The sequence below is a fragment of the Streptomyces sp. NPDC048636 genome (assembly GCF_040650655.1).
Lineage (GTDB): Bacteria > Actinomycetota > Actinomycetes > Streptomycetales > Streptomycetaceae > Streptomyces.
Genome location: NZ_JBEZHR010000002.1, coordinates 657,000 through 683,179 on the forward strand (window position 1 = coordinate 657,000; position 26,180 = coordinate 683,179).

Consider the following 26,180-nt stretch of genomic DNA (forward strand, 5'->3'; position numbering starts at 1 on the left):
CAATGGTGGTGCGGTGTTTTACCGCACTGCGCGGTCAGACTTGCATGGATCGAAGGAGGCGAGTCGTATGGCCGACGTCTCACACACCAGAGGGGATATCACGGGTCACCCGGACGTGACCGAAATGCGGGAGCGTTACGCCCGCATGATGGACGCACGTGATGTTGTCTTCCTCGACGGACCGGTGCTTCTCGCCGGTCTGTACTTCGCCATCTCTCCCTGGGTGGTGCATTTCTCGAGCACCAGCCCCAACCTCATGGTCCACAACCTCATCCTCGGCCTCGCTGTCGCGTTGCTGGGGATCGGCCTCACCGTGGCCCCGAGGAGGATGTACAGCCTGTGCTGGACCATGGCCGCGATCGGTGTCTGGATGATCATCTCTCCCTGGGTGGTCGCGAGGGGCCCCGATGCCGGGATGATCTGGAACAACGTCATTGTCGGCGTCATCACCTGCCTGTTCGGGCTGGTGGCGGCGGGGATGGTGATGCGGAAGGGCCGGGGGGAGAGCTGACCGATTCATCAAGAGTTCAACCGAGACACCGGCCATGAGGCCGGACAACCGAGACCCGAGTGGAGAGGGCCGCCGACCGCACACCCCGTTGGGGGTCGTGCGGTAGGCGGCCATCGCTCGGTCCGGAGCAACCTCGGTCCGGAGCAACCAGTTGGCGCGGCTCAGCCGATCGGCTCGGGCATGGGCACCACGTCGTAGGCGCACTCGATGGTCTCGCCGGTGGCCGGGTCACCCAGCTCCACCCGCCAGCGCTCGGCGAACTGGTCCACCCCCTCGGCCATCGGGATCGTGCCGGAGATCAGGACCGTGCCCGGTATCAGCCCACCGCGCTCGCGCAGCACCTCGATCCAGTACGCGGGCGGCAGCAGCTCGGCCAGGGTGCCGCGCTGCACCTCGGCCTCCTCGCCGCCGTGGCTGACCCATGCCCGGAGGGTCAGCTCGTCCAGCCGCGGTGCCACCTCCGACAGGCGCCAGGCGCGGGAGGCGAGCACATCCGGGCCCGCGTTCTTGCTCCACGCCACGCCGTGCACCTCCAGATCGCGATCGGTGTGGTCGCAGGCGGCCGTGAGCAGCAGCTCACCGTCGTCCGCCACCACCAGTGCCCATTCGGCCTCGCCGGAGGTACGGGCGTGCTGCACGCTGACCCGCGCCGTCTGCTGGGCGAGATACGGCGCGACCGGGTAGAGCGCGGGTGTGACGGCCGGGGCGGGTACCCCCAGCTCGGCGAGCTCGGCGACATGCGCGGCCACGTCCTCCTGGCTCCGCCCGGCATAGCCCGCGTTCAGCACCTGGACGACGGTCGCCCGCCGGGTGGTGCCGTCGGGGAGCTCGAAGGTGAGCGCGGAGTGCGGGGGGGATGGGTGGGGCGGTCCGGGCTGTGTGCTGCCGTGCGGCGACTGATGTGTGGTGGTCATCGGCGGATGCCTCCAGGGGGCGGGGCGGTGAGAATGCGAAACGGTTGATTTCCCCTCGGGGGGTTGCGCATACGGTGTGTATACAACAAGTATGCCGGAAGGTCGAACGTACACACCGCCACCCGCACCACCCACCGAGGACGGAACATGCAGCCCACAGCACCGAGCGCGACAGCGCCCCGGCCCGGCGGGCCCGGGGTACGCCGGGCCTTTGTCGCCAGCCTCACCGGCACCGCCCTGGAGTGGTACGACTTCGCCGTCTACTCCGCGGCCGCGGCCCTGGTCTTCGGCGATCTCTTCTTTCCCTCCAGCGATCCCTTCACCGGCACCCTCCTGGCGTTCTCCACCTATGCCGTCGGCTATATCTCCCGTCCGCTGGGCGGCTTTGTCTTCGGGCGGCTCGGGGATGTCATCGGCCGTAAGAAGGTGCTCATCGCGACGCTTGTCCTCATCGGCGCCGCGACCCTGCTGATCGGACTGCTCCCCACCTACGCCACGGTCGGCGTCGCCGCCCCGGCCGCCCTGGTGCTGCTGCGCTTCGCGCAGGGCGTGGGCGTCGGCGGCGAATGGGGCGGCGCGGTGCTGCTGTCCAGCGAGTTCGGCGACCCCGGGCGGCGCGGCTTCTACGCCTCCGCCGCCCAGATCGGCCCTCCGGCGGGCAATCTGCTGGCCAACGGTGTCCTGGCCGGACTCGGCGCCGCGCTGACCGAGGAGCAATTCCTGTCCTGGGGCTGGCGGGTGGCCTTCCTGCTCTCCGGCCTCCTGGTGGTCTTCGGCCTGTGGATCCGCGCCAAGCTGGAGGAGACTCCGGTCTTCAAGGAGATGGAGGCCGCGCAGACCCGCCCCGAGGCACCGGTGCGCGAGGTGTTCGCCACCCAGCCCCGTGCCCTGGCCGCGGCGATCCTCAGCCGGATCGCGCCCGATGTGCTCTACGCGATGTTCACCGTCTTCGTCCTCACCTACGCCACCGACGAGTTGGGCATGTCCCGTGGCTCCGCGCTGACGGCGGTCCTGATCGGCTCCTCCCTCCAGATCGTCCTGATACCGCTCGCCGGTGCCCTCTCGGACCGGGTCAACCGGCGGCTGTTGTACGGCGGTTCGGCGGTGGCCGCCGGAATCTGGCCCTTCCTGTTCTTCCCGATGGTCGCGGACGGCAGCTGGGCCCTGCTCACCCTGGGCGTCATCGGCGGACTGGTGATCCACTCGCTGATGTACGGGCCCCAGGCGGCCTTTGTGGCCGAGCAGTTCTCCCCGCGGCTGCGCTACACCGGCTCCTCGCTCGCCTACACCCTGGCCGGGGTGGTGGGCGGGGCGGTCGCGCCGCTGCTGTTCACCACACTGCTCGGGACCTACCACGCATGGGTGCCGCTGGCCGTCTATATCGCGCTCACCGCCGCGCTCACCGTGACCGGGCTCTGGCTGGGCCGGGACCCCGTCCCCGCCAAGGAGGAGGGGCCGGACCGCCACCCCGTCGGCCACACCGCCTCGACGAGCGTCTCCTGAACCGCACGCCGGTGCCGTAAAGCGCACCGCACCGGGGAAGGGGCTGGATGGCGCACCCCCTCTACACTCCGACCTCCCGCACAGGACCCGAGCAGGACCGCACCGGACCCGGCCGGGACCCGACCAGGAAATGAGGCAGCACCCGTCATGCCCCTCCGCATCGCACTGAGCCAGCTCACCACCGGCCCGGACCCGGCCTCGAACCTCGCCCTGCTGCGCCGGGAGACACAGCGGGCGGCGGAGGCCCACGCCCGTCTGATCGTCTTTCCGGAGGCCGCCATGGCCTGCTTCGGCACCCGGCTCGGTCCGCTCGCCGAACCGCTGGACGGCCCCTGGGCCACCGAGCTCCGGCAGATCGCGAAGGAGACCGGTCTGGTGGTCGTCGCGGGCATGTTCACCCCCGCCCCCGACGGGCGGGTCACCAACACTCTGCTGGCCACCGGCCCCGGGGTCGAGGCCGCTTACGACAAGATCCATCTGTATGACGCCTTCGGTTTCAGGGAGTCCGACACCGTGGCCCCGGGCTCCCAGGTGGTCACCTTCACTCTCGACGGCATCGGGATCGGCCTCGCCACCTGCTACGACGTACGCTTCCCGGAGCTCTTCCGGGCCCACGCCGACGCCGGGGCGGTGGTCTCGCTGCTGCCCGCCTCCTGGGGCGCCGGACCGGGCAAGCGTGAGCAGTGGGAACTGCTGACCCGTGCGCGGGCGCTCGACGCCACCGTGTGGCTCGCCGCCGTGGGCCAGGCCGACCCGGTCGCCTCCGGGGCCGGTCCCGCCCCGGCCGGCACCCCCACCGGCATCGGCCACAGCGCCCTGATCGGCCCCGATGGAACGGTGCGGGAGCGGCTGGACGCTGCCCCGGGCCTGCTCATCGCCGATATCGACCCCGACGAGGTCGGCGCGGTGCGCCGCACGGTGTCCGTCCTCGCCAACCGCAAGCTGGGCGTACGGCCATGAGCGGTGACCGCGGGGCCGGACCAGCGGCCAAGCCGGAGCTCGAGTTCCATCTGCCCTCCGGGCCCTGGCAGCGGCCGCCGGGCGCGGTCGAGGGGGTCAGCGAACAGATCCTCGCCGCGGACGGCAGCGGGACCCGCACCACCGCACTGGTGCGCTGGGAGCCGGGGACGGACACCTCCCCGTCCGGGGTCGTCCGCCATGACGGCTGGGAGGAGGTCTATCTCCTCGAGGGCGGCATGCGCGATCTGACGCTGGACACCACCTTCTCGCGCGGCTTCTACACCTGTCGGCCACCGGGGATGCCACACGGTCCCTGGGTCTCCGAGGAGGGCGTCACGATGCTGGTGATCACTTATCCGGAGGCTTCGGCCGACGGATGACTCATCCGGCGAGCAGCACCTTCAGCGTCGACTCCAGATGGCCGCTGATCGCCGCGCGGGCCGCCTCCGCGTCCCCGGAGGCCACCGCGTCCAGGATCGCCCGGTGCTCGCAGAGCACCGCCTCCTGGCGGCCGGTCTGGTTGTACAGGGCCACCACCCCGGCCCGGATCTGGCGGCTGCGCAGCCCCTCGTAGTGCCGGTTGAGGAGTTGATTGCCCACCGCGGCGACCAGGGTCGCGTGGAACAGGTGGTCCACGGCGATGAACTCCTTGGCCTGGTCGGGGCCGGTGAGCCGGCGCTGCCGCTCCAGCAGCCCGGTCAACTCCGCCACCGGCACCTTCGCCGCCGCGATGGCCCGGTCGGCGGCATGCCGCTCGACGATCCCCCGCAGCTCCATCAGCTCGGTGATCTCCCGGCCGGACAGCGGTGCGATATGCGCACCGCGCTTGGGGACCAGCTGGACCAGGTCCTCGGCGGCGAGCAGCAGCAGCGCCTCGCGGATCGGGGTCCGGGAGATGCCGATCCGGTCGGCGATCTCCTGCTCGGTCAGAAATCTGCCCTGCATGTCGGGGTCGGTCAGCACGGTTTCCTTCAGAAACGCGTACGCCTTCTCTCGTCCGGACTGCACCTGGGCCCCCATGGCTGTGGGTCATCGCATACAACTCGTATACGAAAATTATCACGGAGGGACGGGGTCCGCGCCGGTGATCGGGAAGGGTGTCGCTCATCGCGGGCCCGCCCCGCCGCTCCGCCCGGCGCCCCCGTCCACGGGCCCGAGACGGCCCTCGGCGGCGCGCCGCCCGGTCTCCTCCCGGTCGGCCCCCATGACCAGGACGACCTTGCCGGTGACCGTGCCGGACTCGGCCAGCCGCATCGCCTTCGCGACCTCGCTCAGCGGTATCCGCGCCGCCACCTGGGCGGAGAACTCACCGCTCGCCAACAGCGCCAGCACCTCGCCCAGATCGGCGCGCATCCGCGCCTGATAGTCGGCCAGCTGCCGACGTCCGGCCCACAGGTTGTAGAAATGCGCCCGCCGTCCGTTCGGCAGCAGATTCCACAGGAGCAGCCGGCCGAACAGCTTGAGCACGGGCAGCCGCGAGGAGCCCGGCACATCCCGGGTGGCGGCCGTGCCGTACGACACCAGCGTGCCGCCACGGGCCAGCAGCCGGAAGGAGTCCACGATGCCCTCGCCGCCCACATGGTCGAAGACCGCGTCCACCCCGCCGGGGGCCAACTCGCGCACCCGCGCGGGCAGTTCGGGGTCACGGTAGTCGAGCGGGGTGGCGCCCAGCGCCCGCACCGCTTCGTGGTGGCGCGGTGAGGCGGTGCCGATGACCCTGATGCCCGCCCGGCGGGCGAGCTGGACGAGGGTCGAGCCCACCCCGCCGTTGGCACCGAGGACCAGGATCGTGCCCCCGGAGCGGACCTTGGCCACACGGTGGAGCATCTGCCACGCGGTGATCCCGTTGACCACCACGGTCTCCGCCTCGGCCGCGCCCACCTCTTCCGGGACCGCGACCAGATCGCCCGCGTCGACCAGCGCGTGGGTGGACCAGCCGCCCGTCTTCGTCAGCACCGCGAACCGGTGGCCCCGCAGGCCCGGATCCACCCCGGCGCCGGTCGCGGTGACCCGCCCGACCAGGTCATATCCGGGGACGAAGGGGAACGGCGGCTGGTCGTAATACTTCCCCCTGCGCATCTGCTGCTCGGCGAACGAGACCCCGGACGCCTCGACCTCGACCAGGGCCTGGCCGGGGCCGGGCTCGGGCAGCGGGCGGGTGCGGAGCTCGAGCCCTTCCGGCTCCACCAGACCAGGCAGCACGACTTCGGTGATCACTGCGAACCTCGCTTCTTCCGAGCCTCACGACCGTCGTGTCGTGAGGACTTCTCTCGTCGGTGAGAACTTCTAACAAAACAATGAACCTGTTACCCTCGATCTGTCAACCCCGGTTCTCCAGCCGGTTTCCGAGCCGGTCTCCGGACCGCCCGCGGAGGCCGTCCGAGCCGCCCGTCGAAGAAGGTGAGAGGCGCGTCCATGGCGACAGCACGGCGAGAGCGCTACCGCAAACAGACCCGTGAGGAGGCCAAGGCCGTAGCCCTCACCCAGCTCGCCGAGGCGGGCACGGCGGGCATCTCGGTGAACGCGATCGCGAAGGCGATGGGTATGACCGGTCCCGCGCTCTACCGCTATTTCGCGGGCCGGGACGAGCTGCTCACCGAGCTGATCACCGACGCCTATCGCGATCTGGCCGAGGCCACGGCCGCCGCGGTCGGCGAAGCCGCCCCGGTCGACCGCTTCCGCGCGCTGGCCCACACCATCCGCGACTGGGCCACCGCGCAGCCCGACCGCTATCTGCTCATCTACGGCACCCCGGTGCCCGGTTACCAGGCGCCGCCGGAGACCACCGAGATCGCCCGCGCGCTGATGCGCACGATCCTCGACGCCTGCGCGGGGCTGGGCGGCCCGGCCGCCGGTGAGCCCGTCTCCCCCCTGGAGGCCGAGCTCGCGCGGCAGCTCGATGCCGTCGGCCCCTGGACCGATGGAGCGGAGCCCGACGGGGCGGAGCCCGATGGCGAGCTGAAGGGCCGCGCCCTGCGCACCTGGACCCGGCTGCACGGTGTGATCAGCCTCGATGTGCAGGGCCAGTTCAGCGGGATGGGCTTCGATCCCGGGACGCTCTTCGAGGCCGAGGTCGAGGCCCTCGCACGCGGCGTATGAGGACCCCCACCACAGCGCCCGCCCGGAGCCGCGCCGCCTCGAGCCGCGTCACCCCGACCCGAGCTGCCCTCCCGGCGCGCCCGGCGCACACTGGAAGGGCACCGGAGCGTCGCACGGGTGACCGGAGGCCGCGATGGAGTCCGCCGAGTTCGATGTGGTCGTGGAGATCCCCGAAGGGTCCCGCAACAAGTACGAGATGGACCATGAGGCCGGCCGGATCCGGCTGGACCGGATGCTGTTCACCGCCACCAAGTACCCGGCGGACTACGGCTACATCGATCACACCCTCGGCCGCGACGGCGATCCGCTCGACGCCCTGGTCACCGTCGGCGAGCCGACCTTCCCCGGCTGTGTCATCCTCTGCCGGGCCATCGGCATGTTCGTGATGAGCGACGAGAAGGGGCCGGACGAGAAGGTCCTCTGCGTCCCCGCCCACGATCCGCGCTATACCGGCGTCCAGGACATCGACGACGTCCCCGAATTCGACCGGATGGAGATCACCCACTTCTTCGAGGTCTACAAGGAACTCGAACCCGGCAAATCGGTGGAGGGTTCGCACTGGGAGGGCCGCGACGACGCGTACACGGAGATAGCCGCCGCCCGCGCCCGCGCCGCGCCGCCGACGGAGCCGCAGGGCGCCACGGAGCGCTGAGCCCCAACCCCCGCCGCGCCACCGCCGGTCAGAGCTCACCGCGCGGCGCCGGGACGCCCCGGTCGTTCTGTAGCTCCCACAACTCCCGGAACAGCCCCGGCGATCGGGACAGCTCCTCGAACGTCCCCTGCTGGATCACCCGCCCGCGGTCGAGCACCACGATCCGGTCGGCCACGGCCACGTTCGCCAGCCGGTGCGTCACCAGGACCACCGCCCGGTCCTCCGCCATCCGCCGCAGCCCCGCGAAGATCCGGTGCTCGGCACGGGCGTCGAGCGCGCTGGTCGGCTCGTCCATGACCAGCAGCCCGGCGGGCCGGTGGAACGCCCGGGCCAGCGCGATGCGCTGCCACTGCCCACCGGACAGCTCCACCCCGCCCCACCACTGCCGGGCCAGCAGGGTGTCCAGTCCGCTGCGCAGCCCGTCCAGCACCTCATGGGCACCGGAGTGCGCCGCCGCCGTCCGCACCGCCTCGTCCCCGTCGTGCGGCTGGCCCAGCGTGATGTTGTCGCGGGCGTTCAGCGGCCAGTGGGCGTAGTCCTGCGGAACGACGGCCGTATGCCGCCACATCTCCTGCGGATCCAGCTCCGCCACACTGGTGCCGTCCCAGGTCACCGTGCCCTTGCTGGGCAGATAGAGCCCGGTGAGCAGCTTGCTGAGGGTGGTCTTGCCGGAACCGTTCTCCCCGACCAGCGCCAGGACCTCGCCGCGCCGCACCTCGAGGGTGACGTCGTCCAGCGCCGGGGCCCCGGCCTCCGGATACGCGTAGGTCAGCCCCTCGGCCCGGATCACCCGCGGCACCGCCGGGGCCCCGCTGCCGCGCCGCATCCGGTGACCGCCCGCCTCCTCGATGAACTCCGCCCAGTCGTCCAGATAGAGCCCGGTGCGGAACAGCCGGGTCCCGTACCCGACCATGCCCTGCAACGACGTGGCCACCGTACGGAGCGCGAAGACGGCGGTCCCCGCCGAGGCCACCGACATCCGCCCCGTGCCCAGCAGCAGCGCCAGCGACACCCAGACCAGGCCCGAGGCGAGACCCCCGGCCACCGCCCCCAGCAGCGCGTAGCGCGCGCTCCGGTGCACCGCCTTGTCGGTCGCGGTGTCCACCCGCGCCCCGATGGCCCGGTAGCGCTCGAGCAGAAAACCGGCCATGGTGCCGGACCGGAGCTGATCGGCGATGTCCTTGTCGATCATGAACCAGCGCAACAGCGCCAGGGTGCTCCGCTCGGCGCTCATCGCCCGGCTGGTCTCGTACTGGACCCGGGCCGCCTTCATCCCGGCGATCCCCTGCGGCAGCGCCGCCAGCAACAGCAGCGGCAGCAGCGCGGGATGGAGCACCGTGACCACGCCCGCCGCGGCGATCAGCGAGGCCAGACAGGCCATGAGCTGCTGCGACTCGGTGATCAGATCCTGTGCGACCTCGGCGCCCCGGTCCGCCGCGTCCCACTTGTCGTTGAACCCGGGGTTGTCGTACGCCGCCAGCTCCGCGTTGATCGCGGCGTCCAGCATCTGTGTCTCGGCCTCCCGCGAGATCCGCGGCGACAGCCTGGTGGAGATGTTGTTGACCGCGATCCCCAGCAGCGCCCGCAGCCCGGCCGCCCCGGCCAGCACCGCGATCGACGGCAGCGCCTCCCGCAGCCGCTCGGTGATCTGCCCGGAGGAGATCAGCGCGGTGATGGTGCCGGTGGTGGCCAGCAGCCCGAACGCCTCAAAGAACCCCGACAGCGCCTGGCAGACCAGCAGCGTCAGCACCGCCCTGCGGTCCACCTTCCAGGCCAACGCCAGGGATCTGCGGACCAGTTGCGGCAGCCGGCGGACCATGGTCCGGGTGGTGATCGGGGTGTTCTGCAACGCCACCAGCGACGGGGGCCGGAATCTCAGCTCCTCCTCGCCGGGCGGTTCGGCGGGTGTGGAACCGTCGGACGGTTGGGACGGTTCGGCCGGTTGCCCGGAAGTATCTGATGCCACGAATCCCCCTGGACGGTGCAACAGTGTTGTTCAGCGCGATCGGCGTCGTACGGTGCGGCGCCGTCCAGACTCCCGCAAATCACCGCCGTCCGCCGCGCGTTACCGGTGAGATGCACACGATCGGGCACGTTTCGGCCGCATGGCCGCGGGGGAACGAAGGGCGGCCCGGGGAGCGAAAAGCCCCGGGTCCGGACAGGGCTTGCCTGTCCGGACCCGGGGGACGCGCGGGGGGCGGGTTACTTCGGAGCCACCCACACCTGGCGCTTGTACGAATTGGCCGAGTGGAGCTGGATCTTGGTGCCGTCGGTGGTCTTCCCGCCGGTCACGTCGAGGACCTTGCCCGAGGCGAGGTGCACGATCTGGCCCTTGGCATTGACCGACCAGCGCTGTGACGCACCGCCGTCGCAGTCATGGAGCTCGATCTTGTTGCCGTCGGCGGTCGCGTTGTGCGCGTTGGCCAGGCACTTGCCCAGGGCGTGGAACGAGCCGTCCTTGTCCAGGATCCACGACTGGGTCGCCGAGCCATTGCACTTGTAGAGCTGGATCTGCGTACCGTTGGCCGGGTTGCCCGCCTTGACGTCCAGGCACTTGCCGCCGAGGCCGGTCACCCTGCCCTGCGGGGAGAGCGCCGCGCCCCCGCCCTTGGCGAGGTGGCGCAGCCCCTGCACATCGAACTGCTGGACGTAGGTGCCCGCGCGGCTGTCCTGGTAGCCCCCGGCGGGCGAGCACATGACCGGCTTCTGGCCGGAGTCGCCGGCCACGGCACAGTCGCCTCGGGTCGAGCTGCGGTTGGCGTGGCTCAGCCCCATGGTGTGGCCGAGCTCATGGCTGATGTGGTTGCTCATCTGCTTGTCGCCCACGGAGGGCAGGGGCTTTCCCGCCGAGGTGAAGAACTCGCTGTCGATGTAGGCGTGGCCGCTGGTCACCGTGTCGGGAACGGAGGAGGCGATCAGGCCGCAGCTCAGGTTCTTGGCCCCCGATCCGTCGCGTACCACCTTCCAGCCGTGCTGCCCGCCGTCCTTGGGCGGCACGCACGGGCGCTTCAGCACCCCGATGACCACAACGCCCTTGGGCCGGGTGTAGTCCCAGCCCACCGGCGTGGTGTCGACATTGATCGGCAGGTTGGTGACGCGCCGGAGCTCCTTGGCCGACGTCTTCACATAACGGCCCAGCCAGTCCACGGACTTCTGGTCGTAGAACTTGATCGTGTAGCCGGTGGACAGCGACTTGCCCGGCCCGGCGAGCTTCCACCCCTCGCCATGGGCCGGGGTGGCCGCGGCCATGCCGCGTACGTCCGAGGACTTCACCGGCAGGACGCCGTTCTTGAAGGCCGTCCCGTCGGTGTCGGATATGCCGAAGTCGTCCTGATGGGGCGCCGCTGCCACGGGCCGGTGGCGGTCGCCCGGCTCGTTGTCGTCGGTGCCGAACGCGCTGGACGAGAGCTGGAGCCCGCCCGCGACCGCTGCCGCCGCCGCACACGCGGCGATGATCGATATCCGACGCTTACCTGTGAATCCCAAGTCCCCGTTTCCTTTTCACCCGGTGGAGTTGTGGTGGAGCCGGCCCCTCCACGGCACCGAATCGGAGGGGCAGCCGGGAGGGGCCGGAACCGGGGGACGAGGACCGCGGCGGCAGGCTGGAGGCTCGCGCGAACCTTGGGAACGCCTGAGCCGCCGCGGTGGTGCGCGCAGTGACGAAGGGACTCCCTTGGCAAAGGTCCCCCGACGCTTCCCCCGGCGCACACCATCAGAGTGCACGATGCGCCGGAAAAGGTCGTGAGCACAGAGTCCACAGCCGTGTTGGCAATCCGTTCACTCGGCGAGCGCCCGGTGGCGGTGGTCCTTCGGGGTGGTCCCGTAGGCGGCGCGGTAGGCCCGGCTGAAGTCGGAGGCGCGGCGGAACCCCCAGCGGCTGGCGATGGCGTGGATCGGCGTGGTGCCGAGTGTCGGGTCGGTGAGTTCACCGTGGGCCGCCTCCAGCCGCAGTCGCCGGATCCAGTCGGCGACGGTGTCTTCCTCGTCCCGGAAGAGGCGGTGCAGATAGCTGACGGAGATGTGGTGCGCCGCGGCGATGGAGCTGGGAGTCAGGCCGGGGTCGTGCAGACGCGCGCGGATGAACGCCTGGATGCGCAGCGCGAGGGACCGCCGATGGGTCTCCGGAGGCAGCCCCTTCTCCTCCTCGAGCGCATGGGCGAAGACCATGGTGACCAGGTCGCTCGCGACCCTGCCCAGCCGGTACGCGTCGGCGGGCCGGTACGCGGAGGTGTCGGCGGTCAGCTGGGTGAGAAACCCCGACAGCAGCGCGCCGACTCCCTCACGCGCCGAAACCGGCCGCGCGATGATCCTGCGCACCTTGTCGTGCGGCAGCGGCACCAGGGCATGGGGGATCTCCACGCCCACGGTTCTCACCGGGTTCCCGGTGCTGTGGATCTCGTAGTCCACCGAGGAGGAGTTGATGTGCAGGTCGAGGGGCCGGTACGAGGTCTCCCGGTGTTTCCACACCCCGGCGCCGGTGCCGTCCAGGAGAAGCGAGAGGTGGTACGTCTCGGGGTCCGACTGCCGGATCAGCTTCCGAGTGCGGCGGAAGACCACCGGCTGGAAGTTGGCCGGCCACACGGCGACCGGGCCGAGCCCCAGGACGCGCAGGGTGGCCCGGTAGTCCTCGGTGTGGTCGCTGCACAGCTCCATGGGGGCATGGGTGCGACCCATCCGTTCCACCCAGAGGCCGAAGCGGTCCGCCGCGGCCACCTCTTCGGTCCGGAACATCATCTCGTCCAGCAACTGACTCTCCTGATTCCCTGCCGTGGCCGTGGCCGTGGTGCCGTGCCCGCTACTGGTGCCGTGCCCGCTACTAATGACGGACGGGGAGAGGTCGGCGGTTGAGCGCGAAGGCCATGGCCGGGCACAAAAAAGCCGCCGGCCGTGGCCTCCCGGTGAGGGGAGGCACACGGCCGGCGGATCGTGGCTGGCCGTCAGCGCGAGAGCCCGCTGTGACCCGCGACGCTCTTTAGACGTCGAAGTACAGCTCGAACTCGTGCGGGTGCGGCCGCAGCTGGAGCGGGGCGATCTCGTTCGTCCGCTTGTAGTCGATCCAGGTCTCGATCAGGTCGGAGGTGAACACCCCGCCCTGGAGCAGGAACTCGTGGTCGGCCTCGAGGGAGTCGAGGACGGCCGGGAGGGAGGTGGGCACCTGCGGGACGCCCGCGTGCTCCTCGGGGGCCAGCTCGTAGAGGTCCTTGTCGATCGGCTCGGCCGGCTCGATCTTGTTCTTGATGCCGTCCAGACCGGCCAGCAGCAGGGCCGAGAAGGCCAGGTACGGGTTGCCGGAGGAGTCCGGGGCGCGGAACTCGACGCGCTTGGCCTTCGGGTTCGAGCCGGTGATCGGGATACGCATCGCGGCGGAGCGGTTCCGCTGCGAGTAGACCAGGTTGACCGGGGCCTCGAAACCGGGGACCAGGCGGTGGTAGGAGTTCACCGTCGGGTTGGTGAAGGCCAGCAGCGACGGGGCGTGCTTGAGGATGCCGCCGATGTAGTAGCGGGCGGTGTCCGACAGGCCCGCGTAGCCCTGCTCGTCGTAGAAGAGGGGCTCGCCGTTGCTCCACAGCGACTGGTGGACGTGCATACCGGAGCCGTTGTCACCGAAGATCGGCTTCGGCATGAAGGTCGCGGTCTTGCCGTTCTTCCACGCCACGTTCTTGACGATGTACTTGAACAGCTGGAGGTCGTCGGCCGCGGCCAGCAGCGTGTTGAACTTGTAGTTGATCTCGGCCTGGCCGGCGGTGCCCACCTCGTGGTGCTGGCGCTCGACCTTCAGGCCCGCGCGATCCAGCTCGAGGCTGATCTCGGCACGCAGATCGGCGAAGTGGTCGACCGGCGGGACCGGGAAGTAGCCGCCCTTGTAGCGGACCTTGTAACCGCGGTTGTCCTCCACCGCGCCGGTGTTCCAGGCGCCCGCCTCGGAGTCGATGTGGTAGAACGACTCGTTCGCGGCGGTGTTGAAACGCACGCTGTCGAAGACGTAGAACTCGGCCTCGGGACCGAAGAACGCGGTGTCCGCGATACCGGTGGAGGCGAGGTATGCCTCGGCCTTCTTGGCGATGTTCCGCGGGTCACGGCTGTACTGCTCGCCCGTGATCGGGTCGTGGATGAAGAAGTTGATGTTGAGCGTCTTGTCCCGGCGGAACGGGTCGACACGCGCCGTGGAGAGGTCCGCACGGAGCGCCATGTCCGACTCGTGGATCGCCTGGAACCCGCGGATCGACGAGCCGTCGAAGGCCAGCTCCTCGTGCGGGTCGAACGCCTCCGCCGGTACGGTGAAGTGCTGCATGACGCCGGGAAGGTCGCAGAACCGGACGTCTACGAACTTCACGTCCTCGTCCGAGATGAACTTCCGAGCGTCGTCGGCGTTCTGGAACATCCAACTCCTCCTAGCCCGGCCGCGGGGGACGGGATTTGTTCGGTCGCACGGTCCATATGCGTGGTGTGCTGAGCCCGACCATAGGCAGACGGGATTTCCCGGGCATGACCCATTTGTTTCACCCAGGTTAACCGGCCGAGGACCGAAACGCTGGGGCCGAAGAGGCGATCATGGGCCCGTCGCGGGGGCCGGACACCACCCGGCTCCTGGGAAACGTATGCGGTCGCAGTAACGTGGTCGGGTGGACAAGAGGCAAGCAATCGGATCGTGGCTCTCCGGGCCCCGCGCGGCCGCCGAGGACATGGGCGTCGACGTGGGGGGCCACCGGGGCGAGGCGCTGGGGCTGCCCGAGAGCGGACCGGGCGCCATCGCGCCGCTCGGCCGCCGTTTCGGGGCGCTCTTCATCGACTGGGGGCTGTGCCTGCTGGTCGGCTGGGGGCTGCTGTCCGGCGGCGACGCACGGGCCGCGGGGAACTGGGCGCTCGCCGTCTTCGTCGCACTGAGCATCCTGACCGTGGGCACCGTCGGCGCCACCCCCGGGAAGCTGCTGCTGAAACTGCGGGTCATCGGCGAGGGCGGGGTGCGGCTCACCCTGCCGCGGGCAGTGCTGCGCAGTGTGCTGCTCGCGCTGGTCATCCCCGCCGTCGTCTGGGACCGGGACACCCGCGGACTGCACGACCGGCTCTCCCGCGCCGTACAGATCCGGATCTAGCGGACGGGATCCAGCACCTTCGGATTCAGGCGGATCGCATACGAATGGCGGCCGGGACAGGGGCCCGGCCGCCATTCGTATCAGTCATCCGCGTACGTCAGCGCCCCTTCGGCATCCGCATGCCCTTGGGCATCGGACCCTTCGGGATCGGCATATTGCTCATCAGGTCGCCCAGCGCCCGGAGCCGGTCGTTGACCACCGTCACCTGGGGACCCGGCAGCACCCGCGGCAGCTTCATCAGCGTGGTGCGGAGCTTCTTGATCTCCACCTGGCCCTCGCCGGAGCCCACGATCACATCGTGCACCGGGACATCCGCCACGATGCGCGCCATCTTCTTCTTCTCGGCCGCCAGCATGCTCTTGAGCCGGTTCGGGTTGCCCTCGCCGACCAGCACGATGCCCGCCTTGCCCACCGCGCGGTGGATGACGTCCTGGCTGCGGTTCATGGCCACCGCGGGCGTCACCGACCAGCCGCGTCCCACGTTCTCCAGGACCGCGGCCGCGGCGCCGGGCTGGCCCTCCATCTGTCCGAAGGCCGCCCGCTCGGCACGGCGGCCGAAGACGATCGCCATCGCGAGGAAGGCCAGGACGAAGCCCAGGATGCCCAGGAAGATCGGGTGGCCGATCCAGAAGCCGACCGCGAGGAGGACACCGAAGGTGACGATCCCCACGCCAGCGACGACAAGGCCGACCTTCGAGTCGACCCGCTTGGTCATCTTGTAGGTCAGGGCGATCTGCTTCAGCCGCCCGGGGTTCTCGGATGTTTCCTTCCTCGCCATACAGCGAAGTTTACGTGGCCCGAGAAGCCTCGGTGGACACGGCCTCCAGTACGTGCTCGGCCTCATGCCGGTCCTTGGCCCGGCGCCGGTCCTCCAGCACCGCGGTCCAGGCATTGCGGCGGGCGGTGCGCTGCCCGCCGCGCAGCAGCAGACCCTCCAGGGCGAGCAGCGCGTCGGTCACGGACGGGCGTACGGGCGCAGCCGACATGGGATCCCCTCGAAGCAGCGGATGATCACGACGCATGCACTACGGATAAGCAGTGCGTGGCTTAATCGTTACCCAATGGTGTTACCAGCGCGTGACCGGGCGGTCAAACACCGATGAAACCTGGATGCGGCCCGTACTCTCCCCCTGACCTGCGGAAGGACGCGGGCCGGTGGTGCGTGGTGTGCCGGTACTCACACAGCGTGTTGCTGCTCACACACCTGGTGCCCGGTGGGGCCATATGGGTGCGGTGCATGCCCTGTGGGGCCGTGTGGTTCAGATGGTCTGTGAGGCCACTGCGACGTTACGCCGGTCGATCGCCTGCTGGTAGAGGCGCCCCGCGCGGTACGACGAGCGGACGAGGGGGCCTGACATGACACCGGCGTAGCCGATCTCGTCCGCCTCCTCCTTGAGCTCGACGAACTCCTGCGGCTTGACCCAGCGGTCCACCGGGTGGTGCCGGACGGACGGCCGCAGGTACTGGGTGATCGTGATCAGTTCGCAGCCCGCGTCATACAGGTCCTGGAGCGCCTGGCTGATCTCCTCGCGCTCCTCGCCCATGCCCAGGATCAGGTTGGACTTGGTGACCAGACCGGCCTCCCGGGCCTTGGTGATGACCTCGAGCGAGCGCTCGTAACGGAAGCCCGGGCGGATCCGCTTGAAGATCCGCGGGACCGTCTCCACGTTGTGCGCGAGCACCTCGGGACGGGACGAGAAGACCTCGGCGAGCTGCTCGGGAACCGCGTTGAAGTCCGGGATCAGCAGCTCGACACCGGTGTCCGGCATCAGGGAGTGGATCTGGCGGACGGTCTCCGCGTACAGCCAGGCGCCGCCGTCCTCCAAGTCGTCACGGGCGACCCCGGTGATGGTGGCGTACTTCAGCTCCATGGTGCGTACGGATTCGGCCACCCGGCGCGGCTCGTCGCGGTCGAGGTCCTGGGGCTTGCCGGTGTCGATCTGGCAGAAGTCGCAGCGGCGGGTGCACTGGTCGCCGCCGATGAGGAAGGTCGCCTCGCGGTCCTCCCAGCACTCGTAGATGTTCGGACAGCCGGCCTCCTGGCACACGGTGTGCAGGCCCTCGCGCTTCACCAGGCCGTGCAGCTCGGTGTACTCGGGACCCATCTTCGCCCGGGTCTTGATCCACTCCGGCTTGCGCTCGATGGGGGTCTGGCTGTTGCGGACCTCCAGACGCAGCATCTTCCGTCCGTCGGGTGCGACTGCGGACACGTCCGGCACTCCTCTTTGCTTGGCGGCTCGGCTGGCGAGTTTGCTGGCGCGGCTTTCGAATCGTCGGCGGTCACCAGGGTACGCCCGTCATTCGTACGGATTTACGTCCAGGGCAACCCATGGGCCGCAAGGACCATTCCCGGGGCCTCCGCCGTACCGGCCCCGGGCCGCACGGGCCCGGGGGCGTCGGGACCTATACGGCCCGCGGCATCGGGATCGAGTCCTCCAGGACGGCCCGCAGATGTTTCTCGACCACCGGGAGCACCTCCGCGACCGGTACGTCCCGGCCCAGCTCCGCCGAGAGCGAGGTCACGCCCGCGTCCCGGATCCCGCAGGGCACGATCCGGTCGAACCAGGTGTTGTCCGGATCGCAGTTCAGCGCGAAGCCATGCATGGTCACGCCCTTGGCGATACGCACCCCGATCGCGGCCAGCTTGCGGTCCTCACGGCGCTGACCGGCGTTGGACGGGGCGTACTCCGGACCGTTCAGCCGGGGGTCGAACTCCTCGTCGTCGATCCGGGGGTCGAAGTCCAGGCTCAGCCCGCCGAGGGACTGGCGCTCCTCGACCGGGTCGCCCAGCACCCACACCCCGCTGCGGCCCTCCACCCGGCTGGTCTCCACACCGAACTCCGCGCAGGTCAGCAGGAGCGCGTCCTCCAGCCGCCGGACATGCGCGATCACATCCACCGGACGCGGCAGCTTCAGGATCGGGTAGCCCACCAGCTGGCCGGGGCCATGCCAGGTGATCTTGCCGCCGCGGTCCACGTCCACCACCGGGGTGCCGTCGAGCGGGCGCTCGTTGTCGGCCGTGCGCCGCCCCGCCGTGTAGACCGCCGGGTGCTCCAGCAGCAGACAGGTGTCGGGGATCTCGTCCGCGAAGCGCGCGGCGTGCACCCGGCGCTGCTCCTGCCACGCCTCCTCGTAGTCCACGGCGTCCGCACCGAATCCCAGGTGGACATAGCGCAGCGACGTGGAGCCGGGGATCTCCCCCGGGGACGATGCGGTCACGGCACGCTCCTGTTCGGACCTGTTCAAGGACCTCGTACAACCGCGTACAAGGGGTGGCGAAGCCTGGCGGCCGCGCCCCAGCCACTGTACGGCCGTGGATCAGGTCGACCCCATCGGGCTCGTTCTCACACGATCGGATGAATGCCGCCCGACGGCCGCGATCAGCCCTCGAGCGCCAGTTAAATTCGCGCCGTTCCACAGGGCGATCAGGGAGACCGGCAAGCTGATGACGGAACGACCCCCGCAGCGCATTCCCAATCGTCAGCTCGCTGCGCTCATTGCCGAGGCTGGCTTCTCCAACGCCGGGCTCGCCCGGCGGGTGGACCAGCTCGGTCTGGAGCACGGCCTTGACCTGCGTTACGACAAGACCTCGGTGACCCGCTGGCTGCGCGGACAGCAGCCGCGCGGCACCACCCCGGCGCTGATCGCCGAGGTGTTCACCCGGCGTCTCGGGCGCCGGCTGACGGCGCAGGACCTGGGTCTTGACGCCTGTGCCCCGGTCTACGCGGGGCTGGAGTTCGCGGCCACCCCGCAGGAGGCGGTGGACATCGTCAGCGGGCTGTGGCGGAAGGACTCCGGCAGCCACGCGGAGCTACGGAAGATCGCGTTCACCCCGGCGGGCCTGGTGGTCCCCAGCCGTGACTGGCTGATCGGACGGCCCGACGACCGGGTGGCGCGCGGTGAGCCCCCGGCGGGCGCGCCCCCGTCCGGGACCCCGGGCGGCGCCGCCCCGGGTGCCGGTGGCGCGGCCCCGGCCGTCCGGCTGCCCGCCCAGAGCGGCCGCCCCGGCGCCCCGCCGCCCGGGGCCGCACGCGTCCCCGCGGCGGGCCGGGCCCCGGTGCCCCGCCAGCGGCAGGCGGACCGCTGTCAGCGCGGCCCGGGCCACCGGGTGACCACCGGGGACATCGCGGCGCTGCGCTCGGTCAGCGAGCTGTTCCGGACGCTGGACCAGACCTACGGCGGCGGTCACGCCCGGCAGGCCCTGGTGCGCTACCTCGAGCACGAGGGCGAGCCGATGCTGCGCGGCAGCTACAGCGAGGCGGTGGGGCGGCGGCTGTTCGGGGCGATCGCGGATCTGACCCGGCTGGCCGGATGGACCTCGTACGACATCGCCGCCCACGGTCTGGCGCAGCGCTACTTCGTCCAGGCGCTGCGGCTGGCCCAGGCGGCCGGGGACCGGGCGTACGGCAGCTATGTGCTGGTGACGATGAGCCGCCAGGCCGTCTACCTGGGCCACGGCCGGGAGGCGGTGCAGCTGGCCCGGGTCGCCCAGCAGGGGGTCGGCGGCGGCGCCCCGCCGGTGCTCCAGTCGCTGCTGCACGCGGTCGAGGCGCGGGGCCACGGGGTGCTGGGTGAGGTGCGGGCCTGCACCGCCTCGCTGGCCCGTGCCGAACGGGCGCTGGAGACGGCGCGGCCGGGCGACGACCTGCCGTACTGGGCGCGGTACTTCGACGAGGCCCAGCTCGCCGACGAGTTCGGCCACTGCCACCGCGACCTCCAGCAGTACCGGGCGGCCGCCCAGCACGCCGAACGCTCGCTCCAGCTGCGCGGCAACGGCCACGCGCGCAGCCGGTTGTTCTGCCGGGTGGTGCTGGCCACGGCGCGGCTGGGCCTCGGCGAGCTGGAGCAGGCGTGCGTCCTGGGCGCGGAAGCGGCGCAGCAGGCCTCCGAGATGCGGTCGATGCGGGCGCTGGACTACGTACGGGACTTCGAGCGCCGCCTCGAGCCGTACCGGGACGCGGCGCCCGTGCGGGGCTATCGGGAACGGGTGGCGGCGCTGCCGTAGCCCGTCGGGCGGGGCCCGTTGGCGGGGGCACGTCGCCGGGCCCCGGCGACGGGAAAGCCCGCCACCGGGCCCGCGGGCGCGGGATGTCGTGGGGTGGCCGGTTGCGGGGCGTCCCACCGCGCGGTCCCGGCCACGGGCTCGCCCGTACGGCGGTGCGGGATGCCTCGTGCCGTCGTGGGGTGGCCGGTTGTGGGGCGTCCGACCGTGTGGTCCCGGCCGCGGGCTCGCCCGTCGGCGGTGCGGGCCTCCCGAACCCGGAGGGGGGCCGCTCGGGTCGGGGCTCCGGGCGCGGAAGCCGGTGTGGTCGGCCGACGCCTGGCAGGACGCAGTGGCCGACGCGGCCGTGTGCGCCCTCTCAGGGGCCCTGGGCAGCGGCCGAGTTGGTCTGCCGAGGCGGAGGGGCGGGGAGTCCGTCAGAACGGCTGTGGCGGGCGTAACGGCGTCGCTATGCGCCCCTGGGTAGCCGCCGAGTTGGACTGCGAGGCCGAGGGGCCGGGAGGCCGTCAGCGCGGCCGTGGCGGGCGTTGTGGCGGCATTGTGCGCGGGCGGCGCCGTCCGGGGTCCGTACGGCGCCGCGCCGCGGTGGGTCAGGCCGCGGCCGGGAGGGTGGGGGTGGTGCCGGATCCCGGTGGGGCGCCGAAGTCGGTGAGCACCGCGCGGGCGGCACGGCGGCCGGAGACGAGGGCGCCCTGCACCGTGCTGGAGTCGCGGTGGTCGCCGCAGACGTACAGCCCGGACAGCAGCCGCACCGGGCGGCGCAGATCGTGGGGCGCGGGCATGGCCGGGACGGCGTACGGGTCGTGGTGCGCGGCCAGCAGCTCCCAGCGGTCGGTGGAGGTCCCGTAGACGGCGGCCAGTTGGCCCCGCGCGGCCCGGTCGAGCTCGGTGGTGGGCCGTCTGGCGGCGGGGCCGAGCACCGTGGAGGTGATCAGCACCCGGCCGGGCGGGGTGCGCGAGGGGTCCACCTCGCTGGCCACCATGGTGTGGGCCACCGGGCCCGAGCCGTCGGCCGCCAGGACCAGCGCGGGTTCGCGCAGCGGCGGCCGGTCGGCGGTGTGGTGCAGCACCGTCACCGGATGGAAGGCCGGGAGCCGCAGCCCGGGCAGGAGGGCCGCCGCGTCATGCGCCCCCGTGGCCACCAGGACCGCGCGACAGCCGATCTCGCCGTGCTCGGCGGTGGCCACCTCGGTGGTGGAGGCCGCGACGGCGCGGACGCCGGTGTGGACCGTCCCCGGCGGCAGGGTGGCCGCCAGCAGTTCGGGGACGGTGGACGCGCCGCCCGCCGGGAGGCAGAGGCGGCCGCGCGCGTAGCCGCGCAGGGCCAGATCGGCACAGCGGCTGGAGGTGTTCAGCTCCGGGTCGCTGAGCAGCGACACCAGCAGCGGACGCAGCACCCCCTGGACCGTACGGGCAGGTAGGCCCCGCCCCCCCAGGGTCTCGTGGACCGGCCGGTCGGGGCGGGCGAGCAGGCGGTCCGCGGGCAGGTGGGCGAGCCTGCCGAGCGCGGCACCGAGTCGGGCTTGGTCGAGCCCGTTGCCCAGAGGAGCACGGGCGGCGCTTGCCAAGGCGCGCGCCGATGTGAATGCGCCCCTCACGCTCCGGGGGGTGCCGAACCGCTGGGTGCGTCCCTCGCTGTGGACCAGCACGCCCCGGGTGAACGGGCGCAGGGCGAGGGCGCCGAGACCCGGAGTGCGCCGCAGCTCCGGGAAGGAGGTGTTCATCAGCTGTCCGGTGCGGTCGAGCCGGAAGCCGTCCACGCTGTCGGTCGCCATCCGGCCGCCCACCCGTGGCGCGGCCTCCAGGACCGTGACCGCCACCCCCGCGCCGGCCAGCAGTTGAGCCGCGGCCAGTCCCGCGAGGCCGGCTCCCACGATGACGACGTCCGTGCGGTGCGCGCTGCTGAGCACGTGCCCTCCTCGAGGTCGGTGCGTTCGCTACGGGGGCCTGATGCCCCAACCGGCGGCCCGGAAGCGTGAGGTCCGCGACACCGCTCCGTGACATCGGTAACGCGACACCTACGTGACGGTAGTCAGAAACACGTTCGAGGGCAGTCGCGCATCGACCGAGCACGGTCGCACAACGGTCGCACGCCGGTCACCGTTCGGTCGAAAGTGCGCCCGCCGTAAGGGGGTTGACGCACCGTCCGGCCTCCCGGACGCCGCCCCGTGCACCCCCTCCGGCGGGATGTTCGACGTGGTGGGCTCAGCGCTGATCCTTCAGCGCGGCCCGCAGGGCCTCGTCGATATGCGGATAGGTGAAGGAGAAACCGGAGTCCATCAGCCGTCGCGGCAGCGCCCGTACGCTCCCGAGCACATCGCCGGACATCTCGCCCAGTGCGATCCGCAGCGCCGGGGACGGCACGCTGAACAGCGTGGGGCGCCGCAGCACCCGGCCCATGGCCGCCGTGACCTCGCGGTTCGTGACCGGCGTGGGCGCCGTGAGGTTGACCGGGCCCGCGATGTCATCGGTGGCGATGACATGGCGCAGCGCGGCGATGTGGTCGTACAGGGCGATAAAGCTCCAGTACTGCCGGCCGTTGCCCATCCGGCCGCCCAGCCCCGCCTTGAACAGGGGGAACAGCCGCCCCCACGCCCCGCCTTCGGGGGAGACGACAAGTCCGGTGCGGGTGAACACCGTGCGGATGCCCGCCTCCTGGGCCGCCCCGGCCGCCTCCTCCCACTCCTGGCACAGATCGGCGAGAAAGCCGTCACCGGGGGGCGCGTTCTCGTCCACCGCGCGCGCCCCCGTGTCCCCGTAGAACCCGACGGCGCTGCCGCTGATCAGCACCCGCGGCGGGGTGTCCAGCGAGGCCACCGCCTCGGCGATGGCGGCGGTGCCCAGCACCCGGCTGTCCCGCAGCTCCTTCTTGTAGGCGTCGGTCCAGCGGTGGTCACCCACCCCCGCGCCCGCGAGGTGGACCACCGCGTCACACCCCGTCAGCCCCGCGGTGTCCACCCACTGCCGCTTCGGATCCCACTCGACCTCGTCCTCCCCGCGCGGAGCGCGCCGCACCAGCCGTACGACGTGGTGGCCGTCCTCGCGCAAGGAGCGGATGAGAGCCGTGCCGATGAGCCCGGTGGAGCCGGTGACCGCGATACGCATGGCACCATCCTGCCCTCGATCTTGAAAGGGATGTCGGACGACGGGGCGGGGTGGCACACTTCCCCTCATGTCCGAGTCACTCGTGCCTTCTTCGGCCACCGCGCAGGACCGGGTGCCAGACCCGGACGAACTGGTCATCCGTGCCGCCGTGGCGGATGACGAGAGCGCGCTCGCCGCGCTGGACCGGCGCGCCTGGTCACCGACGCATTCGGTGCAGCCGCGTCCCCAGCCGCCCTACGCCGCCTTCTTCACCGACCGGAACCTCCCCGAGCACATCCTCGTGGCCGAGCTGGACGGGCAGCCGGTCGGCTATCTCCGGCTCGTCCCGGCCATCCCGCTGGCCTCCAACGCCCATGTGCGGCAGATCCAGGGGCTCGCGGTCGACGAGCGGGCCCGCGGCAGGGGAGTGGCGCGGGCGCTGCTGGCCGCGGCGTACGAGCGGGCGCGGCGGGCCGGTGCCACCCGGATCACCCTGCGGGTGCTGGGTCCCAACACCCCCGCGCGGCGGCTGTACGCGTCCGAGGGATTCGTGGAGGAGGGCGTGCTGCCGGGGGAGTTCCTGATCGAGGGGGCGTATGTGGACGACGTCCTGATGGGGCGCCGCCTCACCCCCTGACGTCACGTCGCGGCGACGGACGGACACCCGGGCCGTCGGGGAACCGCGGCCGTCGGGCCGTCAGTCCCGGAAGCGCTCCCACAGCCGGGGGTAGCGCTCCGCCAGCTCCCGCTCGTTCTCGAAGTCCACGGCCACGCCCATCGGTTCGTCCGGCGATCCCGGAAGCCCCAGCTCCGGCAGGGCCGCACCGGTCAGCCGCTCATACGCCTCGTCCGCCGCGAACCCCAGGTCCTCACAGTCCCCGTCCACCTGGTCATCGAAGTCGTCCAGCAGCTCGGCGAGCGCGTCCGGCTCGTGCAGCGCCCCCTCGAAAACCTCCCGGCCCTGTCCGATCAGCCAGAAGCGGAACGCCTCGAACGCGTCGTCGCTGACCCCGCCCAGCAGCACCCAGGCCGCGCCCCAGAGATCCCAGCGGAACGCCCGCTGGGAGCGGGCTTCGAAGTGCCGCGCGAAGTCCAGCACGGCGTCCGGGTCGAGCTGGGACAGTTGCTCGACGAGCACATCGGACTGGTCCTCGGGGTCGCCGTCGGCAGCCTCCCGAGCGCTGTCGACCAGCCCCCAGAACTCCGTCTCGTCCATCATCACGGGACCAGCATCGGCCCTCACCGGCGGCCCCGCACGTGGAGCGACCCGGATGCGGCCCTCTCGTTATCCAGAGCGACCCGGCCGCCGGGGACCCGGGGAAGTGCGAACAAAAAGCGACAGAAGATGTCGGGATTTCCTGCGACCGTCGAACGCGCAGCCATAGGGACAGCATCGAAGGGACGGAGCTACGTGAGCACACAGGGCGCACTGGCGGGCAGGATCGCACTCGTCGCGGGAGCCACGCGCGGCGCGGGCCGCGCGATGGCCGTCGAGCTGGGAGCGGCCGGGGCCACCGTCTACGCGACGGGCCGCACCACGCGGGAGCGGGTGAGCGAGGTGGGGCGGGCCACGGAGACCATCGAGGAGACGGCGGAGCTGGTCACGGCGGCGGGTGGTGAAGGCATCGCGGTGCCGACCGATCATCTGGAGCCGGAGCAGGTCAAGGCGCTGATCGAGCGCATCGACCGCGAGCGGGGGCGGCTGGACATCCTGGTCAACGATGTCTGGGGCGGTGAGGCGCTGATCGAGTTCGACAAGAAGACCTGGGAGACCAACCTGACGAGCGGGCTGCGGATGCTCCGGCTCGGCATCGAGACCCACCTGATCACCCTCTACTACGCGCTGCCGCTGCTGGTCCGGAACCCGGGCGGCCTGGTGGTCGAGATCACCGACGGCGACGAGGAGTTCAACAGGACCTACCGGGTGAACCTCTTCTTCGACATCACCAAGAACGCGCCCATCCGGACCGCCTTCGCGCTCGCCCAGGAGCTGAAGGAGTTCGACGCCACGGCGGTATGCCTCTCCCCGGGGTTCCTGCGCTCCGAACAGATGCTGGACCACTTCGGGGTGGCCGAGGAGAACTGGCGGGACGCGGTGGAGAAGGAGCCGCATTTCGCCATCGCCGAGACTCCGCACTTCGTCGGGCGCGCGGTCGCCGCGCTCGCAGCCGACCCGGACCGGGCGCGGTGGAACGGGAAGTCCGTCTTCAGCGGTGAACTGGCCAAGGTCTACGGCTTCACCGACCTCGACGGCTCCCGGCCGGACGGCGTCGGCTACTTCCGCGACATCGTCTTCGGCGGCGGCGAGGGCACCGCGGACGACTACCGGTAGCGACAAGGAACGACGCGGTGAACCTAGCGGTAGAGGCGTGCCATGCGGTGCGCCGCCTCGGCGAACCGCTCACGCAGCTCCAGCGGCTCCAGCACCTCGGCCTCCGGGCCGAGCGCCAGCAGTTGCGCGAAGGCCACGTCCGCCGACTCGATGGGCAGGGTGACGGTGATCCGCCCCTGCCCGTCGGGCTCCCCGGCCGCCCGCACCGCCTCCTCGCCCGCCGTACGGTCCGTGACGTACGGCAGCTGCCGCGCGCCGTCCGGCGTCAGCCGCAGCACGGTCTTCTCGCGCAGGATCGACCGGGCGAACTGGGCCGCCCGCTCCTCCCAGAAGGCGGGCAGCTCGAACTCCTCGGCCCGCTCGAAGCGGTCGCCGCCGGGCTCGACGGAGACGAAACGGTCCACCCGGTACACCCGGAAGTCACCCTCCGCCCGGGCCGCCAGGTACCAGACGCCCGCCTTGAGGACGAGGCCGTACGGCTCCAGCTCGCGGGCCACCTCCGTGTCCCGCCGCCGGTAGCGGACCGTGATCCGCCGGTCGTCCCAGACCGCGTCGGCCAGCGGTGGCAGCAGTCCGGGCGTCTGCGGCTCCTGCCACCAGCCGGGGGCGTCCAGATGGAAGCGCTGGGCCACGCTGTGGGAGGCGTCGCGCAGCTCCGGCAGGAGGGCCGCGGACACCTTCAGCCGGGCCGCCGAGGCGGCGTCCGCCAGCCCCATCTCGTGCAGCGCGGACGGTACGCCGGACAGGAACAGCGCCTCGGCCTCCGCCCGGCCAAGACCGGTGAGCCGGGTGCGGTAGCCGCCGATGAGCCGGTAGCCCCCGGCGCGCCCCCGGTCCGCGTAGACCGGGACGCCCGCTTCGGAGAGCGCGGCGGCGTCGCGGGTGACGGTCCGCTCGGAGACCTCCAGCTCACGGGCGAGCTCGGCCCCCGTCATCGAGGGCCGGGCCTGGAGCAGAAGCACCATCTTGATCAGCCGGGCAGCACGCACCCGCCCATCATGCACCGGTATGAGAACCGCCGTTGTGCGA

Annotated in this window: 25 protein-coding genes; 10 read left to right on the forward strand and 15 right to left on the reverse strand. The window is 71.4% G+C overall.

From position 1 onward, the window contains the following. Nucleotides 1-67 precede the first annotated feature (67 nt). Complete coding sequence (locus AB0C66_RS08765) at nt 68-511, forward strand: SPW repeat protein (RefSeq protein WP_362434665.1); 444 nt, start codon at nt 68-70, stop codon at nt 509-511. A 161-nt stretch (nt 512-672) separates the two neighbouring features. Here the strand turns inward: AB0C66_RS08765 and AB0C66_RS08770 are convergent, their stop codons facing one another. After that, nucleotides 673-1,425 carry a DUF2848 domain-containing protein gene (locus tag AB0C66_RS08770; protein ID WP_362434667.1) on the reverse strand — a complete coding sequence of 251 codons (753 nt, stop codon included), beginning with the start codon at nt 1,423-1,425 and terminating at the stop codon, nt 673-675. Between the two features lie 147 nt (nt 1,426-1,572). On the opposite strand from AB0C66_RS08770, the gene AB0C66_RS08775 reads away from it, so the two are divergent. From AB0C66_RS08775 to AB0C66_RS08785, 3 genes are all read left to right on the forward strand, one after another. Beyond that, complete coding sequence (locus tag AB0C66_RS08775; RefSeq protein ID WP_362434670.1) at nt 1,573-2,928, forward strand: MFS transporter; 1,356 nt, start codon at nt 1,573-1,575, stop codon at nt 2,926-2,928. A gap of 147 nt (nt 2,929-3,075) precedes the next feature. Then, the gene (locus tag AB0C66_RS08780; RefSeq protein ID WP_362434672.1) at nt 3,076-3,888 is read left to right on the forward strand and encodes a carbon-nitrogen hydrolase family protein; all 813 of its coding nucleotides are present in this window, start codon (nt 3,076-3,078) and stop codon (nt 3,886-3,888) included. Beyond that, entirely contained in the window at nt 3,885-4,268 is a 384-nt protein-coding gene (locus AB0C66_RS08785) for a cupin domain-containing protein (RefSeq protein ID WP_362434674.1), read from the forward strand. Before AB0C66_RS08780 ends, AB0C66_RS08785 begins: the two co-directional genes overlap by 4 nt. A 1-nt stretch (nt 4,269) precedes the next feature. Here the strand turns inward: AB0C66_RS08785 and AB0C66_RS08790 are convergent, their stop codons facing one another. Further along, on the reverse strand, nt 4,270-4,896 hold the full coding sequence (locus AB0C66_RS08790; protein WP_362434676.1) for a GntR family transcriptional regulator: 627 nt from the start codon (nt 4,894-4,896) through the stop codon (nt 4,270-4,272). A 96-nt stretch (nt 4,897-4,992) separates the two neighbouring features. Further along, a complete protein-coding gene (locus tag AB0C66_RS08795; protein ID WP_362434680.1) occupies nt 4,993-6,105 on the reverse strand; it encodes a medium chain dehydrogenase/reductase family protein in 1,113 nt (370 codons plus the stop codon). Nucleotides 6,106-6,303: 198 nt separating this feature from the next. Between AB0C66_RS08795 and AB0C66_RS08800 the strand changes: the two genes are divergently transcribed. Together AB0C66_RS08800 and AB0C66_RS08805 are read left to right on the forward strand one after the other, a co-directional pair. Further along, nucleotides 6,304-6,987: a TetR/AcrR family transcriptional regulator gene (locus AB0C66_RS08800; RefSeq protein WP_362434683.1), complete on the forward strand. Its 684-nt coding sequence runs from the start codon at nt 6,304-6,306 to the stop codon at nt 6,985-6,987. A gap of 133 nt (nt 6,988-7,120) precedes the next feature. Then, nucleotides 7,121-7,639, forward strand: coding sequence for an inorganic diphosphatase (locus tag AB0C66_RS08805; RefSeq protein WP_362434685.1), 519 nt, complete (start codon nt 7,121-7,123; stop codon nt 7,637-7,639). Nucleotides 7,640-7,667: 28 nt separating this feature from the next. On the opposite strand, the gene AB0C66_RS08810 is transcribed toward AB0C66_RS08805, so the two are convergent. From AB0C66_RS08810 to glnA, 4 genes are all read right to left on the reverse strand, one after another. Further along, complete coding sequence (locus tag AB0C66_RS08810) at nt 7,668-9,605, reverse strand: ABC transporter ATP-binding protein (RefSeq protein WP_362434688.1); 1,938 nt, start codon at nt 9,603-9,605, stop codon at nt 7,668-7,670. A 236-nt stretch (nt 9,606-9,841) separates the two neighbouring features. Beyond that, nucleotides 9,842-11,125 (reverse strand): ricin-type beta-trefoil lectin domain protein, encoded by a 1,284-nt coding sequence (locus tag AB0C66_RS08815; protein ID WP_362434690.1) that lies wholly within the window; start codon nt 11,123-11,125, stop codon nt 9,842-9,844. Nucleotides 11,126-11,416: 291 nt separating this feature from the next. Further along, nucleotides 11,417-12,385 carry a helix-turn-helix domain-containing protein gene (locus AB0C66_RS08820; protein ID WP_362434693.1) on the reverse strand — a complete coding sequence of 323 codons (969 nt, stop codon included), beginning with the start codon at nt 12,383-12,385 and terminating at the stop codon, nt 11,417-11,419. A gap of 226 nt (nt 12,386-12,611) precedes the next feature. Then, on the reverse strand, nt 12,612-14,021 hold the full coding sequence (glnA, locus tag AB0C66_RS08825) for a type I glutamate--ammonia ligase (RefSeq protein WP_362434696.1): 1,410 nt from the start codon (nt 14,019-14,021) through the stop codon (nt 12,612-12,614). A 241-nt stretch (nt 14,022-14,262) separates the two neighbouring features. On the opposite strand from glnA, the gene AB0C66_RS08830 reads away from it, so the two are divergent. Then, on the forward strand, nt 14,263-14,733 hold the full coding sequence (locus AB0C66_RS08830) for an RDD family protein (RefSeq protein ID WP_362434698.1): 471 nt from the start codon (nt 14,263-14,265) through the stop codon (nt 14,731-14,733). 97 nt (nt 14,734-14,830) lie between these two features. On the opposite strand, the gene AB0C66_RS08835 is transcribed toward AB0C66_RS08830, so the two are convergent. The 4 genes from AB0C66_RS08835 to lipB form a co-directional block, all read right to left on the reverse strand. Then, a complete protein-coding gene (locus AB0C66_RS08835) occupies nt 14,831-15,511 on the reverse strand; it encodes a DUF4191 domain-containing protein (protein ID WP_362434701.1) in 681 nt (226 codons plus the stop codon). A 10-nt stretch (nt 15,512-15,521) separates the two neighbouring features. Then, nucleotides 15,522-15,719: a hypothetical protein gene (locus AB0C66_RS08840; protein WP_362434704.1), complete on the reverse strand. Its 198-nt coding sequence runs from the start codon at nt 15,717-15,719 to the stop codon at nt 15,522-15,524. 273 nt (nt 15,720-15,992) lie between these two features. Then, on the reverse strand, nt 15,993-16,943 hold the full coding sequence (gene lipA, locus AB0C66_RS08845; protein ID WP_362434707.1) for a lipoyl synthase: 951 nt from the start codon (nt 16,941-16,943) through the stop codon (nt 15,993-15,995). A gap of 193 nt (nt 16,944-17,136) precedes the next feature. Continuing rightward, nucleotides 17,137-17,952 carry a lipoyl(octanoyl) transferase LipB gene (gene lipB, locus AB0C66_RS08850; protein WP_362434709.1) on the reverse strand — a complete coding sequence of 272 codons (816 nt, stop codon included), beginning with the start codon at nt 17,950-17,952 and terminating at the stop codon, nt 17,137-17,139. 226 nt (nt 17,953-18,178) lie between these two features. Between lipB and AB0C66_RS08855 the strand changes: the two genes are divergently transcribed. Next, complete coding sequence (locus AB0C66_RS08855) at nt 18,179-19,738, forward strand: regulator (RefSeq protein WP_362434712.1); 1,560 nt, start codon at nt 18,179-18,181, stop codon at nt 19,736-19,738. Nucleotides 19,739-20,325: 587 nt separating this feature from the next. Here the strand turns inward: AB0C66_RS08855 and AB0C66_RS08860 are convergent. Both AB0C66_RS08860 and AB0C66_RS08865 read right to left on the reverse strand, forming a co-directional pair. Further along, entirely contained in the window at nt 20,326-21,645 is a 1,320-nt protein-coding gene (locus AB0C66_RS08860) for an NAD(P)/FAD-dependent oxidoreductase (protein WP_362434714.1), read from the reverse strand. Nucleotides 21,646-21,940: 295 nt separating this feature from the next. Then, the gene (locus AB0C66_RS08865; protein ID WP_362434716.1) at nt 21,941-22,840 is read right to left on the reverse strand and encodes a TIGR01777 family oxidoreductase; all 900 of its coding nucleotides are present in this window, start codon (nt 22,838-22,840) and stop codon (nt 21,941-21,943) included. Nucleotides 22,841-22,907: 67 nt separating this feature from the next. Here AB0C66_RS08865 and AB0C66_RS08870 point away from each other — a divergent pair, with 67 nt between their 5' ends. Next, nucleotides 22,908-23,456 carry a GNAT family N-acetyltransferase gene (locus AB0C66_RS08870; RefSeq protein WP_362434718.1) on the forward strand — a complete coding sequence of 183 codons (549 nt, stop codon included), beginning with the start codon at nt 22,908-22,910 and terminating at the stop codon, nt 23,454-23,456. A 60-nt stretch (nt 23,457-23,516) separates the two neighbouring features. Here the strand turns inward: AB0C66_RS08870 and AB0C66_RS08875 are convergent, their stop codons facing one another. Next, nucleotides 23,517-24,038, reverse strand: coding sequence for a DUF4240 domain-containing protein (locus tag AB0C66_RS08875; protein ID WP_362435613.1), 522 nt, complete (start codon nt 24,036-24,038; stop codon nt 23,517-23,519). A gap of 192 nt (nt 24,039-24,230) precedes the next feature. Here AB0C66_RS08875 and AB0C66_RS08880 point away from each other — a divergent pair, with 192 nt between their 5' ends. After that, nucleotides 24,231-25,151: an SDR family oxidoreductase gene (locus AB0C66_RS08880; protein ID WP_362434720.1), complete on the forward strand. Its 921-nt coding sequence runs from the start codon at nt 24,231-24,233 to the stop codon at nt 25,149-25,151. Between the two features lie 23 nt (nt 25,152-25,174). Here the strand turns inward: AB0C66_RS08880 and AB0C66_RS08885 are convergent, their stop codons facing one another. Next, nucleotides 25,175-26,140 carry a WYL domain-containing protein gene (locus AB0C66_RS08885; protein WP_362434723.1) on the reverse strand — a complete coding sequence of 322 codons (966 nt, stop codon included), beginning with the start codon at nt 26,138-26,140 and terminating at the stop codon, nt 25,175-25,177. Between the last annotated feature and the right edge of the window lie 40 nt (nt 26,141-26,180).

Bases quoted from the DNA above. Each gene is read 5' to 3' on its own strand.
- AB0C66_RS08765 (WP_362434665.1), top strand. From the start codon at position 68: ATGGCCGACGTCTCACACACCAGAGGGGATATCACGGGTCACCCGGAC.
- AB0C66_RS08770 (WP_362434667.1), bottom strand. From the start codon at position 1,425: ATGACCACCACACATCAGTCGCCGCACGGCAGCACACAGCCCGGACCG.
- AB0C66_RS08775 (WP_362434670.1), top strand. From the start codon at position 1,573: ATGCAGCCCACAGCACCGAGCGCGACAGCGCCCCGGCCCGGCGGGCCC.
- AB0C66_RS08780 (WP_362434672.1), top strand. From the start codon at position 3,076: ATGCCCCTCCGCATCGCACTGAGCCAGCTCACCACCGGCCCGGACCCG.
- AB0C66_RS08785 (WP_362434674.1), top strand. From the start codon at position 3,885: ATGAGCGGTGACCGCGGGGCCGGACCAGCGGCCAAGCCGGAGCTCGAG.
- AB0C66_RS08800 (WP_362434683.1), top strand. From the start codon at position 6,304: ATGGCGACAGCACGGCGAGAGCGCTACCGCAAACAGACCCGTGAGGAG.
- AB0C66_RS08805 (WP_362434685.1), top strand. From the start codon at position 7,121: ATGGAGTCCGCCGAGTTCGATGTGGTCGTGGAGATCCCCGAAGGGTCC.
- glnA (WP_362434696.1), bottom strand. From the start codon at position 14,021: ATGTTCCAGAACGCCGACGACGCTCGGAAGTTCATCTCGGACGAGGAC.
- AB0C66_RS08835 (WP_362434701.1), bottom strand. From the start codon at position 15,511: ATGGCGAGGAAGGAAACATCCGAGAACCCCGGGCGGCTGAAGCAGATC.
- AB0C66_RS08840 (WP_362434704.1), bottom strand. From the start codon at position 15,719: ATGTCGGCTGCGCCCGTACGCCCGTCCGTGACCGACGCGCTGCTCGCC.
- AB0C66_RS08855 (WP_362434712.1), top strand. From the start codon at position 18,179: ATGACGGAACGACCCCCGCAGCGCATTCCCAATCGTCAGCTCGCTGCG.
- AB0C66_RS08865 (WP_362434716.1), bottom strand. From the start codon at position 22,840: ATGCGTATCGCGGTCACCGGCTCCACCGGGCTCATCGGCACGGCTCTC.
- AB0C66_RS08870 (WP_362434718.1), top strand. From the start codon at position 22,908: ATGTCCGAGTCACTCGTGCCTTCTTCGGCCACCGCGCAGGACCGGGTG.
- AB0C66_RS08875 (WP_362435613.1), bottom strand. From the start codon at position 24,038: ATGATGGACGAGACGGAGTTCTGGGGGCTGGTCGACAGCGCTCGGGAG.